Raw genomic sequence first — 15,470 nt, 5'->3', positions numbered from 1 at the left:
CGAACGATGCAATTCTTATCCGACCCCCACGGCTGTGAAGGTTGGGCCGGCGAAATGGCCCAGCGCATTCGCGCATTTGACTGGTCAACCACCGACCTGGGACCCCTTGACCGTTGGTCCACCAGCCTCGCCTGTACCGTGCAGATGATGCTGGCATCCCCCGTGCCCATGGTGATGCTCTGGGGGCCGGCGGGGTACATGATCTACAACGACAGCTATTCGGTGTTTGCCGGTGGCCGCCATCCTTATTTGCTCGGCACGCCGGTGGAGCTGGGTTGGCCGGAAGTGGCCGACTTCAACCGCCATGTGGTAGACACCTGCCTGGCCGGCGGCACCCTATCGTTCAACAATAAAGACCTGGTGCTGCTGCGCAACGGCCAGCCGGAAACGGTGTGGCTGGATCTCTACTACAGCCCCGTCGCCGGGGATGACCAGCAGCCGGCCGGTGTGCTGGCGATTGTGGTGGAGACCACCGCCCATGTGCATTCCGAACGCGTGCGCCAGGAGTTGACCCATAACCTGGAGCAACGGGTGGCCGCCGAAGTCCAGGCGCGCTCCGCCGCCGAAGACCAACTGCGCCAGTCGCAAAAGCTCGAAGCCATTGGTGGCCTGACCGGTGGCGTGGCCCATGACTTCAATAACCTGTTGCAAGTGATCGCCGGCAACCTGCACCTGCTGGCCCGCCATGAACCGGAGAATGCCCAGGTGCAGCGGCGGGTCACGGCGGCCATCGCTGCGGTGGAGCGGGGCGCCAAACTGTCCTCGCAGCTGCTGGCCTTTGCCCGGCGCCAACCGTTGTCACCGGCCGTGTATAACCCGCAGCGCATCTATGCCGGGCTGGGCGAACTGCTGCAACGTGCGTTGGGTGAAACCATTCATATCGACGTGCAGCTGCCCCAGGATTCCTGGTGCATCAACGTCGATCGCAACCAGTTGGAAAATGCGCTGCTCAACCTGGCGATCAACGCCCGCGACGCCATGAAAGGCGAAGGCGTGATTCGCATCACCGGCGAAAACATCATCCTCAACCCCAAGGATTGCCGCGGCAAAAGCATCAAGCCAGGCGAGTATGTGCGCCTGGCCGTCACCGACATTGGCGTGGGCATGCCGGCGGCGATCCTGTCGCGGGTGTTCGAGCCGTTTTTCACCACCAAGCGCGATGGCCACGGCACCGGCCTTGGCTTGAGCATGGTGTTTGGTTTTGTCCGCCAGAGCGGTGGGCATGTGGACGTGTGGAGCGAGGAGGGCAAGGGCACCGTGGTGCAAATGTACTTTCCGCGCAGCCTGGGCGAAGAAGTCCAGGAGACTCACCCAGAACCCGTGCCCCACGACATGGGCCAGGAGACCATCCTGGTGGTGGAGGACAACGAGGATGTGCGGGTGACCGTGGTGGACCTGCTCGAACAGGCAGGCTACACGGTGTTGACCGCCGAAGACGGCGACCGCGCGATGCAAGCCTTGCAGGACGGCGTGCGGCCCGACCTGATCTTCACCGATGTGGTGATGCCCGGCCGTATCAAAAGCACCGACCTGGCCGAGTGGGCCCGCGTCCAGTCGCCGCCGGTGGCGGTGCTGTTCACCTCGGGGCACACCCGCGACATCCTCTCCAGCAATCACCTGCTCAGCGCTGACATTCATTTGCTGAGCAAACCCTACAGCCCCGAGGCCCTGACGCAACGGTTGCGCAGCGTGCTCACCGCCAGACAAGGTTGTTCATGACGTCACAGCGCAACATGCCTCCGATCACTGCCCAGCACCTTGGATTCGTAAAGGTGCGCGGCGCCCGCGAACACAACCTGAAGAACGTCGACGTGGACATTCCCCGGGATGCCCTGGTGGTGTTTACCGGCGTCTCCGGCTCGGGCAAATCGTCCCTGGCGTTTTCCACGGTGTACGCCGAAGCCCAGCGTCGCTATTTCGAATCGGTGGCGCCCTATGCGCGGCGCCTGATCGACCAGGTCGGCGTGCCCGATGTGGACAGCATCGAGGGCCTCCCACCCGCCGTGGCGTTGCAACAGCAGCGCGGTACGCCGAGTGCGCGCTCGTCGGTGGGCAGTGTGACCACCTTGTCGAGCCTGATCCGCATGCTGTACTCGCGCGCCGGCAGCTACCCGGCGGGGCAGCCGATGCTGTATGCCGAGGACTTTTCGCCGAACCTGCCCCAGGGCGCGTGTCCGCAGTGCCATGGCCTGGGCCGCGTGTATGAAGTGACCGAGGCGCTGATGGTGCCCGATCCGTCATTGACCATTCGCCAGCGCGCGGTGGCGTCCTGGCCGCTGGCGTGGCAGGGCCAGAACCTGCGCGACATCCTCGTGACCCTGGGCTATGACGTGGATATCCCCTGGCGCGAACTGCCGAAAAAACAGCGCGACTGGATCCTGTTCACCGAAGAAACCCCCACCGTGCCGGTGTATGCCGGTTTCACCCCCGAGCAGACCCGCGAAGCGCTGAAACGCAAATTGGAGCCTAGCTATCAGGGCACCTTCAGCGGTGCGCGGCGCTATATCCTGCACACCTTCACCCACACCCAAAGCGCGCTGATGAAAAAGCGTGTGTCGCAGTTCATGCAGGGCAGCGCCTGCCCGTTGTGCGAGGGCAAGCGGTTGACCAAGGCCGCGCTGTCGGTGAAGTTTGCCGGGGTGGACATTGGTGAGTTGTCGCAACTGTCATTGACGCAACTGGCCGCGTTGTTGCGGCCGGTGGCGGCGGGGCAGGACAAGATGAAGCTGTCGGTGGAAAAGCGCCTGGCGGCGCAGCGCATCGCCGCGGATCTGCTGGAGCGGGTCAATACCTTGATCGAATTGGGGTTGGGCTATCTGTCCCTGGAGCGCAGCACGCCGACCCTGTCGTCCGGGGAGTTGCAGCGCCTGCGCTTGGCCACGCAATTGGGTTCGCAATTGTTCGGGGTGATCTATGTGCTGGATGAGCCCTCGGCAGGCCTGCACCCGGCGGATGGCGAAGCGTTGTTCAGCGCACTCGAACGCTTGAAAGCGGCGGGCAATTCGTTGTTTGTGGTGGAGCATGACCTGGAAACCATGCGCCGCGCCGACTGGCTGATCGATGTGGGCCCGGCTGCTGGCGAGCACGGTGGGCAAGTGCTGTACAGCGGGCCGCCTGCCGGTCTGGCGGACGTTGAGGCCTCGCAGACCCGGGCCTATCTGTTCGCCGACAAGTGCCCTGGGAACCCGGCGCGCCGTGAACCCAGCGGTTGGCTGAGCCTGGAAGGCGTCACGCGCAATAACCTCAAGGACCTGAGCGTGGATGTCCCGTTGGGCTGCTTCACGGCGGTCACCGGTATTTCCGGCTCGGGCAAGTCCAGCCTGGTCAGCCAGGCGCTGCTGGAACTGGTGGGCAGCGGCCTCGGCAGCCGGGTGGAAAACGACGAAGAGCCGAGCCTGGAAGACGACGCCCCGCAAATCAGCGGCGGGCGCATCAGTGCCGGCCTGGAGCACATCCGCCGCCTGGTGCAGGTGGACCAGAAACCCATCGGCCGCACCCCGCGTTCCAACCTGGCGACCTACACCGGTTTGTTCGACAACGTGCGCAAGTTGTTCGCCGCCACGCCGGCGGCGAAGAAGCGCGATTACGACGCCGGGCAGTTCTCCTTCAACGTCGCCAAGGGCCGTTGCCCGAACTGCGAAGGCGAGGGCTTTGTCAGCGTCGAATTGCTGTTCATGCCGAGCGTCTACGCACCGTGCCCGACCTGCCACGGCGCGCGCTACAACCCTGAAACCCTGGCCGTCAAATGGCAAGGCCTGAGCATCGCCCAGGTGCTGGGGCTGACCGTGGAACAAGCGGTGGAGGTGTTCGCCGAACAACCTGGGGTACTGCGTTCACTGCACGTGCTGCGGGATATCGGCCTGGGTTACCTGCGCCTTGGGCAGCCGGCGACGGAACTGTCCGGCGGCGAAGCGCAACGCATCAAACTGGCCACCGAGCTGCAACGTAATGCCCGGGGCGCGACGTTGTATGTGCTGGACGAACCCACCACCGGGCTGCACCCACGGGACGTCGACCGCCTGCTCAGCCAGCTCAATCAACTGGTGGATGGGGGGCATACGGTGGTCGTGGTGGAACATGAAATGCGTGTGGTGGCCCAGAGTGACTGGGTGATCGACATCGGACCGGGAGCCGGGGACCTGGGCGGCAAGGTGGTTGCCAGTGGGACACCGCAGAAGGTGGCCAAAAACAAAACCAGCCGCACCGCTCCATTCCTGGCCCGAGAGCTGCTCTGACAAGCGATGTAGTCCAAATGTGGGAGGGGGCTTGCTCCCGATGAGGGAGTGTCAGTCGCTAATGATTTGACTGAGCCACCGCCATCGGGGGCAAGCCCCCTCCCACATTTTGCTCAGCGTTAGGTCAGTTGGATCTGTGCCCTGGCCTGCTTCACCACATTCTCAACCGTAAACCCGAACTGCTCCTGCAACTTCGCCAACGGTGCCGACGCGCCGAAGCTGTTCATCACCACCTTGGCGCCGGTCTGGCCGACATAGCGGTCCCAGCCCAAGGGGCCGGCCTGTTCCACCACTACCCGGGCCTTCACTGCCGGCGGCAACACGCTGTCGCGGTAGGCCTGGTCCTGGTCTTCGAACAGTTCCCAGCTGGGCATTGAAACCACCTGCGCGGGAATCCCTGCGCTTTTCAATTGCTCATACGCCGCGACCGCCAGGCTGACTTCACTGCCGCTCGCCAGCAGAATCACCTGAGGATCATCTGCCCTCGCCAGCACATAGGCGCCCTTGGCCGCCCCCGATGCCGCCGCGTATTTCGTACGATCCAGCGTCGGCAGTGGCTGGCGGGACAGTATCACGCAACTTGGCCGGTGGGTCTGCGCCAGTGCGACCTTCCACACTTCCAGGGTTTCATTCGCGTCGCCGGGGCGCAGGGTCAGCAGCCCCGGCGTGGCGCGCAGTTGGGTCAGGTGTTCGATGGGCTGGTGGGTCGGCCCATCTTCGCCCACGCCAATCGAGTCATGGGTAAACACGAACACCACCGGCAGCTCCATGATCGCGGCCAGGCGGATCGGCGGCTTCATGTAGTCGCTGAACACCAGGAACGTCGAGGTGTACGGCCGCAGGTAGGACAGCGCCATGCCGTTGGCAATCGCGCCCATGGCGTGTTCGCGGATGCCGAAGTGCAGGTTGCGCCCGCTGTAGTCGTCGGCACTGAAACGCCCGGCACCGTCGAAGGTGAGGTTGGTCTTGGTCGAGGGCGACAGGTCCGCCGAGCCGCCGAGCAGCCACGGGATCTGCCGGGCAAAGGCATTCAGCACTTGGCCACCGGCGGCACGGCTGGCCACGCCCTTGGCGTCGGGGTCGAAACCGGGCAGGTCATCCTGCCAATGCTCCGGCATTTCGCCGGCACGCATGCGGCGCAGCTCTTCGGCCAGTTGCGGCTCGTGCTGCTGCAGCTGCGCCAGGCTGTGCTGCCAGGCGTCATACAACGGCCGGCTGCGCTCCAGCAGGGCGTCACGCAACACCGTGCGGGCCTCGTCGGGGACCAGGAAGCTGGAATCCTGCGGCCAGCCATACGCAGCCTTGGTCAGGCAGATCTCTTCATCGCCCAACGGCTCGCCATGGGCGGCGGCGGTGTTGTGTTTGTGTGGCGAACCGTAGCCGATCACGCTGTCGACCACGATCAGGGTCGGCGCGCCGGTGTTGCCCTTGAAGGTGTTCAGCGCTTCGCTCAAGGCCTGCAGGTCATTGGCATCGGTCACGTGCACGGTGTGCCAGCCATAGGCCTGGAAGCGCTTGATCACGTCTTCGCTGAAGGCCAGCTCGGTGTGGCCTTCGATGCTGATGGTGTTGTTGTCGTAGATCCAGCACAGGTTATCCAGCTTCAGGTGCCCGGCCATGGACGCGGCTTCGCTGCTGATGCCCTCCATCATGTCGCCGTCGCCGCACAGGGTGTAGACGTTGTAGTCGAACAGCACCTGGCCGTCGCGGTTGAAACGCTTGCCCAGCCAGCGCTGGGCCATGGCCATGCCGACGCTGTTGGCGCAGCCCTGGCCCAGCGGCCCGGTGGTGGTTTCCACACCGGTGGTCATGCGGTACTCGGGGTGGCCGGGGGTCTTGGAGCTCATCTGGCGGAACTGCTTGATATCGTCCAGGCTGATCGCCGGTTGCCCCGAACGTTTGCCGTGGGCATCGATCTCGACCACACCGGCCAGGTGCAGCAGCGAATACAGCAGCATCGACGCATGCCCCACCGACAACACAAAGCGGTCACGGTTGGGCCAGTCGGGATGCTCGGGGTGGTAACGCAGGAAGCGGCTCCACAGCGTATACCCCACCGGCGCCAGGCCCATGGGCGTGCCGGGGTGGCCGGAGTTGGCCTTCTGCACGGCGTCCATGGCCAGGGTGCGCAGGGTGTTGATGCATTGGGTGTCGACAGCGGTGGCAGCATGAGTCATGAAACCGTTCTCCCTCGGGTGGCGATTTACAGTGGAGGGCGGGGTGTGGCAAAGGTTTGATCCCATTGCCCGCGCCGCGACGAACGGGGATGGATTGACCCTGAACATGACAAGACCGGCTGGAATGGGCTAGCTTCAAGGGGGTAAGCCATTGATCAACTTGCGGAGGTACGCCATGCCAGTGAAACACGACCTGTATCAGGATTTGGGGTTGAGCAAGGAAGCCGTTCACGAACGCAGGGCGAACGACAAACGCCTGGACTCGCTGTTCACTCAATACGATGCGGCCGATGGGGAGGTGCTGAAGGCGGAATCGGCCAAGGCCAGCGATGAGGAGGTGGAGAAGCTGAAGAAGAAACGCCTGTTGGTCAAAGACGAGATTGTGGGGCGATTGGGTTAAATGAAAATCTTGACCCACCGGTAGGAGCGAGCTTGCTCGCGAAGAGCGTCAACGATTACGCAGCTCTTCTGATTTAACGCGGCGTTCTCAAGTTTTTCGCGAGCAAGCTCGCTCCTACAAAAAGCACAGCGTATTTATTCAGGATTGTCTTAGGGGCATCATTCACGCCACTGCCTATGATCCCGCTCGCCCACCCGGCCCTGGGGACTGCTGCGGCGCAAGGATTGCGCCGGTGAGCCGGGTGGGCACTTTCCGTTTCTACACCAGCAGTGCCCGGGTGCATTCATCTATGGAGCGCTGCTGCGTCTCGCCATACACCTTCAATTCATCGACAGTCGTGCGCCCCAGGGCCTTCTCGAATTCGGCCTGGTTCGAATTGGCCGCGTAATGACTCTGCGCCCCATCCCCCAGGTTCGACTGGAAAATCCCCGCCGCACTCACTGGCAGGAAATCCTCATACACCAAGGGTTCGACAGCCACATGGCCGGCGGCGACCAGTGCCTCCAGTGTGCGCGGTTGATCGGCCTGGCCGCGTGCCGCCAGGCCTTTCTCCGTGGCGAAGTAGCGGAAGTAGGCCAGATCCTGCTCACGCATCTGCCCGTGGTTATCCGGGAAGGCCTGGAAGTGCTGCTCCATCAACTGCATGTAGCGCGCGGCATTGCCCTCGTTGGGGAAGGCGCCCAGTTCGTCGCGCGCGGCATTCAGCAACTGGTCGTACAGCGCACGGCCCTTGGGCGTCAGCGCCACGCCACGTTGTTCTATTTCGCCGAAGCGCGCGCTGTGGCTGCCCTGGGCATCGGTGAAGGCGATGGGTTCGTCGAGGGCCTTGAAGCTGGTCTGGCGCAACAGGATCGGGCACTGGCGGCGGGGCGGGCCTTCGATCACGGCCTTGGGGGTGATGCCCTTGCCGGGCATGGCGGCCTGGACCTGGTCGATGTCCAGGGTGCGCGGGGTCAGGTGGTTGATGTGCGGGCCCTTGAAGGCCACCACGTCGGCGATCAGGCGGTGCTGGTCGCTGAGTTGCTGGTACTGCGCGGCGGTCACGGTCGCGGTGTGGTGCCAGCGGAAGGTTTCCAGGGCCTGGCGCACAAACTCATCGGCATCCGCAGAGTTGAGGCCACCGTCCTTCTCCGCTTGTTCGATCAGCGCCAGGGCGCGGGGGGTGAAGATAGAGCGCTTGGCCAGGGCGGTTTCGGCAAACCCGCGCAGCTCGGGGTTTTCGATCAGCTCCAGGCGCAGCAGCGAGGTAAACACGCGAAACGGGCTGGTCTGCAGCGCGCTTTCGTGCACGGCGCGGAACGCAGTGGAGTGCACCGGGACGCCGGCGGGGGTCAGGTCGTAGTAGCCCACCGGCTGCATGCCCATCACCGCGAACAGGCGGCCGATGGTCGCCAGTTCCGCCGCGGTGCCGAGGCGGATGGCGCCATGGCGTTCCATGTCCAGGCGCTGGATCTCACCGGTGCGTTGCAGCTGTTGCGCCAGGTCCGGTTCGCTGGCGAGTACGCGGGCGTTGGTGGCGGCGACCAGCTCCATCAGTGCGCCATACAGCGGAACTTCATCTCGGTACATGTCGGACATGGCCTTGGAAAAGCCCTTGCGGATCTCGTCGGGGCTGACATGTGCGGTGCTGTGCATAGAAAAATTCCTGATCACGATGCTGATGGGCGCGGCCGATACCTGGATTTTGTTGGGCTGTGGGCGCGCGTGCAAACGAAGAATCCTCTGGACTTCATTCTGCAAATGAATGAAATGACGTGAATATGACAAAAAACGGCGGTAGGGAAATTTCATTTTCCAGGCCCTTTTCTAAAGAAAGCTTCACGAGGTCCGCCCTGGCCGGCATGAAAGAATCGTCACGTTTGCAGAGCCGACAGTGGGTTTGCACGCCAAACACGATAAAAAAACATTCAGGGGCCGCAGTTAATGAAAATTTCTACACTGGCGCTGTCGATCACCGCCGCCGTTCTTGCGCAACAGGCTTACGCTGATGACTTCGGGCTCGGCGCGCTGGGCACGGGCAATGGTCACAGCGGCTTTCTCGAAGACAGCCATGCGTCCGTCAGTTCGCGGACCATGTACTACAGCGCAGATAACCGCTCGGGCACCAACAACGACTTGCGCGAAGCTGCTACCGCACTGCGTTTCGACTACAAATCCGGCTTCACCCAAGGCACCGTTGGCCTGGGTTTCGACGTGATGGCCTTCGGCGCCCTGCGCCTGGACGGCGGCGATGGTCACACTGCGGGCCCGGGCCTGGCGGGTAATGGCAACAGCTTCTTCCCGACCAAAAACAACGGCACCGAGCCGGCCGATGCCTTCGGTCGCGCGGCCGGCAACGTGAAGTTCCGCATTTCCCAGACCGAGTTGCATGTCGGTGGTGGCCTGGCGCCGGTGCTGCCGATCCTGGTCTCCAACGACAGCCGCGTGGCGCCGCAAACCTTTGACGGCGGCATCCTCACCTCCAACGATATTCCCAACGTCACCTTCACCGGCGGCGAGTTGAACCGTGCCGAAGGCCGTGCCTCCAGCAACGCCACGGGCTTGAGCGTGGCCGGCGGTACGCGCGACAGCGACAGCTTCAAATTCGGTGGGGTGGACTACAAGCCGTTTGGTTCGTCCGACAACGCCATCGCAAAAAACCTGACGTTGCAGTACTACTACGCCCAGTTGCAGGACTTCTACAAACAGAACTACGTCGGCTTGGTCCACGTGCTGCCCCTGGGCAACGACCAGTCGTTCAAGACCGACCTGCGTTACTTCGACAGCAGCAGCGACGGCAAGAATGGCGAGAGTGGCTACCAATTCAACAACAACGGCGGCTACGCCAAGCACGCCAACGAAGTGGACAACAAAACCTACAGTGCCGCGTTCACCTACCAACTGGGCGGCAGCAGCCTGATGCTTGGTCACATTGGCGTGGGTGACGATGGTGGTTTTGTCTGGGTCAACCAGGGCAGCCTTGCCGACCCGCATGCCCAAGGTGCCGGCGGCAGCGACTTCTACCTGTTCACCGATGCGGTGGTGGGCCAGTTCTCCCGGGCGGGCGAGCAGGTCAACTTCGGGCAGTACGCGTATGACTTCAAGGCCTACGTGCCGGGCCTGAAAGCGTCCGTGGCCTACCTGGACGGTACGGATATCAAGTCGAAGGTCGCGGGTGGCCCTGACCAGAAAGAAAACGAAACCGACTTCCGCCTGGACTACGTGGTGCAGGCCGGGCCTCTGAAAGGCTTCGGTACCACCTTGCGTACCGGCACCTATCACGGCAAAAACACCGGCACCGCCGACCAGGACCAGACCCGCCTGATCTTCAACTACACCTACGCCATCTTCTAAGTCTTCATGTGCAACCGGGCGTCATTGGGCTCTACACTGCTCCTCACCTGGTAGGCGATGGAGGACCCGATGACGGCCACACCCGACACCCGAATACTGGACACGATCGAAGGCCAACGCCTGGCGACGCCGGAGGCCGAGCGTTGGCGCGAGTGGGGCCCCTACCTGAGCGAACGCCAATGGGGCACGGTGCGCGAAGACTACAGCGCTGACGGCGATGCCTGGGCTTACTTCCCCCATGAACATGCACGCAGCCGCGCCTATCGATGGGGCGAGGATGGCCTGGCCGGTTTCAGCGACAAGGCGCAACGCTGGTGCCTGGGCCTGGCCCTGTGGAACGAGCGCGACGCGATCCTCAAGGAACGCCTGTTCGGCCTGAATAACGCCGAGGGCAACCACGGGGAAGACGTCAAGGAACTGTACTTTTTCGTCGACGGTGTGCCCAGCCATGCCTACATGCGCATGCTCTACAAATACCCCCATGCGGCCTTTCCCTACGCCGACCTGATTGCCGAGAACGCCCGGCGCGGGCTGGGCGATGCCGAGTACGAGATCCTTGATACCGGCGTGTTCGAAGACAACCATTACTGCGACGTCAGCATCGAATACGCCAAGCACCAGCCCGACGATATTTTCATGCGCGTCACCGTGCACAACCGCTCGCAGCAGCCGACGCGCCTGCAGGTGCTGCCGCAGCTATGGGCGCGCAATGACTGGAGCTGGACCTCGGATGCGCCCAAGCCGCAGTTGAGGCTGGACGGCGAACACGTGCTGGCCCGTCATCATGCATTGCCCGATCTGCGCCTCAGCGCCTGGGGGCAGGAGGGCGTGGAATGGCTGTTCTGTGAAAACGAGAGCAACTTCCCGCGACTGGGCGGGCAACCGGCGCCGGGGCCGTTCAAGGACGGGATCAACGATTATGTGGTTGAAGGGCTGGACGCTGCGATTCGTCGCGACACCGGTACCAAGGTTGCCGCGCGCTTTATCCTTGAACTGGCGGGCCTGCAAAGCCAAAGCCTTTACCTGCGCCTTGCGCCCGTGGACGCGCCGGAGGTCAACGCGCGCAAACTGTTTGAGCAGCGTCGCCAGGAAGCCGATGACTTCTACGCCGCCTTGCAGCAAGGCCTCGTCGATGACGACGCGCGCAACGTGCAGCGCCAGGCCCTGGCCGGCTTGCTGTGGTCCAAGCAGCTCTACTATTTCGATGTGAACCAGTGGCTCGACGGCGACCCGGCCCAGCCCGCGCCACCGCCCGAGCGCCTGCATATCCGCAATACCCATTGGCGGCACCTGTCCAACTTCGACATCCTGTCCATGCCCGACACCTGGGAATACCCGTGGTACGCCTCCTGGGACCAGGGCTTCCAGGCGGTGGCGTTTGCCCTGATCGATCCGGGGTATGCCAAGCAACAGTTGTTGTTGCTGGTGAAGGACCGCTTCATGCACCCCAACGGCCAACTGCCGGCCTATGAATGGCGCTTCGACGACGCCAACCCACCGGTGCATGCCTGGGCCAGCTGGCGCGTGTACCAGCAGGACAAGGCGCTGACCGGTGTGGGCGACCTGGATTTCCTCGAGCGGATCTTCCACAAGCTGCTGCTGAATTTTTCCTGGTGGGTCAACCGCAAGGATGCCGAGGGTCGCAACCTGTTCCAGGGCGGCTTCCTGGGGTTGGACAATATCGCCTTGTTCGACCGCTCGGCCGCGTTGCCGCCGGGGTATCAGCTCGATCAGGCCGACGGCACCGCCTGGGTGGCGGCGTATGCGCTGGACTTGATGCGTATCGGCCTGGAGTTGGCCAAACGCAATGTCGTGTACGTCGATATTGCAGTGAAGTTTTTCGAGCACTTCCTGTATATCGCCGGCGCTATCAACCGTGTTGACGACAGCGCCGAAGGCCTGTGGGACGAGCAGGACCTGTTCTTCTACGACGTACTGCACCGTCCCGACGGCCAGAACGAGCCGGTGCGCCTGCGCTCCATCGTCGGCCTGATGCCGTTGTTTGCCGTGCTGGTGCTGGAACAGCGCGAACACGAAGGGCTGGCGGGGTTGCGTGAACGGCTGTTGGGGTTCATGCATCACCGGCCGGACCTGGCCAAACTGGTGTCGCGCTGGAACGAACCGGGGCAGGGCAATCGCCTGTTGCTGGCGCTGTTGCGTGGCGAGCGCACCAAGGATCTGCTGCGGCGCATGCTCGATGACGACGAATTCCTCTCGGCCTTTGGTGTGCGTTCCCTGTCCAAGGCGTTCGCCGAGCAGCCACTGGCGCTGAAGATGAATGGCGACACCCTGTGCGCCCGTTACCAGCCAGGTGAATCCGACTCGCGCCTGTACGGTGGCAACTCCAATTGGCGCGGGCCCTTGTGGATGCCGGTGAACTACATGCTGATCGAATCGCTGCGGGAATTTCACCGCTACTACGCGGACAACTTCTCGGTGGAATACCCCACGGGCAGCGGGTATCTGGCATCCCTGGAGGACGTGGCCGACAGCCTCAGCCAGCGCTTGACCCGCCTGTTTCTGCGGGATGAAAACGGTTCACGACCGTCGATGGCGGGGTATGCGCAGTTGGAGGCGGACCCGGCCAGTTGTGACCTGGTGTTGTTCCATGAGTATTTCCATGGCGAGACGGGGCGGGGGTTGGGGGCTTCGCACCAGACCGGATGGAGTGCGTTGGTGGCGTTGCTGCTACAGCCCAAATGTGGGAGGGGGCTCGCCCCCGATAGCGGTGGATCAGTCAACTGATGACGCGACTGACAAACCGCCATCGGGAGCAAGCCCCCTCCCACAGAGATTCAGGGTTGCCCGTGAATCAGGAAGGGAACAGTTCGCTCAGCTTCATGGCCAGCATCATGTCGCCTTCGGTGCGCAGCTTGCCGCCCATGAAGGCCTGCATGCCGTCGGTGGAACCGTCGACGATGCCTTCAAGGGTCTCGCTGTCCATGACCAGGGTCACTTGGGCGTCCGGGTTTTCGCCTTCCTGCAGTTCGCAGGTCTTGTCTTTGACCACCAGGGAAAAGTTCTTGGTGTCGTCGATACGGAAACCGAACACCAGGTCCAAGCCTTCGGCAGCGCTTGGGTTGAATTTGGCTTTCATTGCTTCTACGGCTTTAGCTACGTCAGTCATGGTTTCGATCCTTTTATGGTGAGTCCAGTGACCTTGGGGTCACGGTTGGCCGCACTTCATCGGAAGGTGATGAGTTGCGGCGCCTTCAACAGTTGCAAGTGGGTGTGACTGTTGAAGGAAGCCAGTGCCACCTCGCGACCGCGGAATTTCAGCTGGTTGAGCGAGGTGTTAACAATTTGCCAGTTCAGTTCGAAGGCCTGGGCGGCAGGCATCCGGGTAATCAGGTGGAGCAGGGCGGTGATGGTGCCGCCGGAGGTAAACACGGCGATCTTCTGCGTGTTGTCCGCCGCTTCCAGAATGCGTTGCAGGCCACCCTGGACGCGCTCGACGAAGCCCAGCCAGCTTTCCAGCCCCGGGGGGTCATAGGTACCGGCCAGCCAGCGCTCGATGATCAGGGCGAAAATGCGTTGGAATTCGCTGCGGTTTTGCGCGGCGTTGCGCAGGATGTCCAGGGCGTCGGGTTCGCTGCCGAGCAGGTCGGGGAGCAGGGCGCGGATGATCGCGTCGGCGTCGAATTCGTTGAAGGCGCTGTCGGTTTCCAATGCAGGCACCGGCAGGCCGAGGGTGCTGTATTGATCAAAGGCGGCAGTGGCGGTGTGCTGCTGGCGGCGCAGGTCGCCGGCGATGCAGCGGTCGAACACCAGGCCCATATCCGCCAGGTGGCGGCCGAGCACTTGCGCTTGTTCCACGCCGACGGGCGACAGCACGTCATAGTCGTCTGCACCGAAGGAGGCCTGGCCATGTCGAATCAAATAGATGCTGCCCACGTCCGTTTTCCCGGTACGTTGAAAGTCTGGCGAGGTTATGAGGATGCCAGGGTGCTGTCAATGAAAAAACATACGCTTGTTTTAAAAGCTCGTTGGAGCGCGTTCCTGCTGGCGGTTTGAGCACTGGCCGCCCGGCGATCCCGTCGGTATGCTTGGGCAATCCGCGCCTGGCGCCGTGCATTGTTAAGGAGACACATGGATTTTTTGGCTGAATACGCGAGCTTTCTGGCGAAGACCGTCACCCTGGTGGTCGCTATTCTGGTGGTCTTGATCAGCTTCGCGGCACTGCGCAGCAAAGGGCGTCGCAAAGCCGCCGGCCAACTGCAGGTCAGCAAGCTCAATGACTTCTATAAGGGCCTGCGTGAGCGCCTGGAGTCGAGCCTGCTCGACAAGGAGCAGCTCAAGGCCCTGCGCAAGTCCGAAAGCAAAGCCGAAAAGAAGAACGGCAAGAAGAAACCCGAGGTCAAGCCACGGGTGTTCGTGCTGGATTTCGACGGCGACATCAAGGCCTCGGCCACCGAGAGCCTGCGCCATGAAATCACCGCGCTTCTGAGCCTGGCCACGCCCAAGGACGAAGTGGTGCTGCGCCTGGAAAGCGGCGGCGGCATGGTCCACAGCTACGGCCTGGCGTCGTCGCAATTGGCGCGTATCCGCCAGGCGGGCGTGCCGTTGACCGTGTGCATCGACAAGGTCGCGGCCAGCGGCGGCTACATGATGGCGTGCATCGGCGAGAAGATCATCAGCGCACCGTTTGCCATCCTCGGCTCCATTGGCGTGGTGGCGCAGTTGCCCAACGTCAACCGCCTGCTGAAAAAGCACGACATCGACTTTGAAGTACTGACCGCCGGCGAGTACAAGCGCACCCTCACGGTGTTTGGCGAAAACACCGAGAAAGGCCGCGAGAAGTTCCAGGAAGATCTGGACATCACCCATCAGTTGTTCAAGAACTTCGTCTCGCGTTATCGCCCACAGCTGGCGATTGATGACGTAGCGACCGGAGAGGTGTGGCTGGGTGTGGCCGCGCTGGATAAGCAACTGGTCGACGAACTGCAAACCAGCGACGAATACCTGGCCACCAAGGCCAAGACCGCCGAAGTGTTCCACCTGCACTATGCCGAGCGTAAAAGCCTGCAGGAACGGGTGGGCCTGGCGGCCAGCGGCTCGGTAGACCAGGTGCTGCTGACCTGGTGGAGCCGCCTGACCCAGCAACGCTTCTGGTAAGCCCACTTTGGGGGATAGCTAATACCTGTGGGAGGGGGCTTGCCCCGATGGCGGATAAACCGGCATCCCTGCCGGTTTACCCCCCAAATCACTATCGAATTCCGGCCAGCGTGGTTTAACGGGGCGCCTGAGATCAAGATCAAGATCAAGAGCGGCTCGCTTCGCATCGTGGTTAGCGTTGGCTGCTACAAATTTTTGTAGATACCTATG

General features: G+C 62.7%; 10 protein-coding genes. 6 read left to right on the top strand and 4 right to left on the bottom strand.

What is annotated here, in order from left to right:
- Positions 1–6: 6 nt before the first annotated feature.
- Together AC07OP_RS21020 and uvrA are read left to right on the top strand one after the other, a co-directional pair.
- Entirely contained in the window at positions 7–1,719 is a 1,713-nt protein-coding gene (locus tag AC07OP_RS21020) for an ATP-binding protein (RefSeq protein WP_495102377.1), read from the top strand.
- A complete protein-coding gene (gene uvrA / locus AC07OP_RS21015; protein ID WP_495102376.1) occupies positions 1,716–4,235 on the top strand; it encodes an excinuclease ABC subunit UvrA in 2,520 nt (839 codons plus the stop codon). Before AC07OP_RS21020 ends, uvrA begins: the two co-directional genes overlap by 4 nt.
- A 119-nt stretch (positions 4,236–4,354) precedes the next feature.
- Here uvrA and tkt read toward each other — a convergent pair whose 3' ends face one another.
- Positions 4,355–6,412, bottom strand: coding sequence for a transketolase (gene tkt / locus AC07OP_RS21010; protein ID WP_495102375.1), 2,058 nt, complete (start codon positions 6,410–6,412; stop codon positions 4,355–4,357).
- A 175-nt stretch (positions 6,413–6,587) separates the two neighbouring features.
- Between tkt and AC07OP_RS21005 the strand changes: the two genes are divergently transcribed.
- Complete coding sequence (locus AC07OP_RS21005) at positions 6,588–6,812, top strand: DUF465 domain-containing protein (protein ID WP_027608652.1); 225 nt, start codon at positions 6,588–6,590, stop codon at positions 6,810–6,812.
- 258 nt (positions 6,813–7,070) lie between these two features.
- Here AC07OP_RS21005 and hglS read toward each other — a convergent pair whose 3' ends face one another.
- On the bottom strand, positions 7,071–8,447 hold the full coding sequence (gene hglS / locus AC07OP_RS21000) for a 2-oxoadipate dioxygenase/decarboxylase HglS (RefSeq protein WP_495102374.1): 1,377 nt from the start codon (positions 8,445–8,447) through the stop codon (positions 7,071–7,073).
- A gap of 288 nt (positions 8,448–8,735) precedes the next feature.
- Here hglS and AC07OP_RS20995 point away from each other — a divergent pair, with 288 nt between their 5' ends.
- Positions 8,736–10,145, top strand: a complete 1,410-nt coding sequence (locus AC07OP_RS20995; RefSeq protein WP_495102373.1) for an OprD family outer membrane porin — start codon at positions 8,736–8,738, stop codon at positions 10,143–10,145.
- A 69-nt stretch (positions 10,146–10,214) separates the two neighbouring features.
- The gene (locus AC07OP_RS20990) at positions 10,215–12,890 is read left to right on the top strand and encodes an MGH1-like glycoside hydrolase domain-containing protein (RefSeq protein WP_495102372.1); all 2,676 of its coding nucleotides are present in this window, start codon (positions 10,215–10,217) and stop codon (positions 12,888–12,890) included.
- Between the two features lie 67 nt (positions 12,891–12,957).
- Here the strand turns inward: AC07OP_RS20990 and AC07OP_RS20985 are convergent, their stop codons facing one another.
- Both AC07OP_RS20985 and AC07OP_RS20980 read right to left on the bottom strand, forming a co-directional pair.
- Complete coding sequence (locus AC07OP_RS20985; RefSeq protein ID WP_005788868.1) at positions 12,958–13,272, bottom strand: SCP2 sterol-binding domain-containing protein; 315 nt, start codon at positions 13,270–13,272, stop codon at positions 12,958–12,960.
- Positions 13,273–13,328: 56 nt separating this feature from the next.
- Positions 13,329–14,039, bottom strand: coding sequence for a histidine phosphatase family protein (locus AC07OP_RS20980; RefSeq protein WP_092356735.1), 711 nt, complete (start codon positions 14,037–14,039; stop codon positions 13,329–13,331).
- A 195-nt stretch (positions 14,040–14,234) separates the two neighbouring features.
- On the opposite strand from AC07OP_RS20980, the gene sohB reads away from it, so the two are divergent.
- Positions 14,235–15,260, top strand: coding sequence for a protease SohB (gene sohB / locus AC07OP_RS20975; RefSeq protein ID WP_495102371.1), 1,026 nt, complete (start codon positions 14,235–14,237; stop codon positions 15,258–15,260).
- Positions 15,261–15,470: the final 210 nt, after the last annotated feature.

This window comes from Pseudomonas sp. GW821-FHT09D08, assembly GCF_059416305.1.
Note: the sequence above shows the minus strand (reverse complement) of the source record. Positions and strands in the feature narration are given on the sequence as shown.

Bases quoted from the DNA above. Each gene is read 5' to 3' on its own strand.
- AC07OP_RS21020 (WP_495102377.1), top strand. From the start codon at position 7: ATGCAATTCTTATCCGACCCCCACGGCTGTGAAGGTTGGGCCGGCGAA.
- uvrA (WP_495102376.1), top strand. From the start codon at position 1,716: ATGACGTCACAGCGCAACATGCCTCCGATCACTGCCCAGCACCTTGGA.
- tkt (WP_495102375.1), bottom strand. From the start codon at position 6,412: ATGACTCATGCTGCCACCGCTGTCGACACCCAATGCATCAACACCCTG.
- AC07OP_RS21005 (WP_027608652.1), top strand. From the start codon at position 6,588: ATGCCAGTGAAACACGACCTGTATCAGGATTTGGGGTTGAGCAAGGAA.
- hglS (WP_495102374.1), bottom strand. From the start codon at position 8,447: ATGCACAGCACCGCACATGTCAGCCCCGACGAGATCCGCAAGGGCTTT.
- AC07OP_RS20995 (WP_495102373.1), top strand. From the start codon at position 8,736: ATGAAAATTTCTACACTGGCGCTGTCGATCACCGCCGCCGTTCTTGCG.
- AC07OP_RS20990 (WP_495102372.1), top strand. From the start codon at position 10,215: ATGACGGCCACACCCGACACCCGAATACTGGACACGATCGAAGGCCAA.
- AC07OP_RS20985 (WP_005788868.1), bottom strand. From the start codon at position 13,272: ATGACTGACGTAGCTAAAGCCGTAGAAGCAATGAAAGCCAAATTCAAC.
- sohB (WP_495102371.1), top strand. From the start codon at position 14,235: ATGGATTTTTTGGCTGAATACGCGAGCTTTCTGGCGAAGACCGTCACC.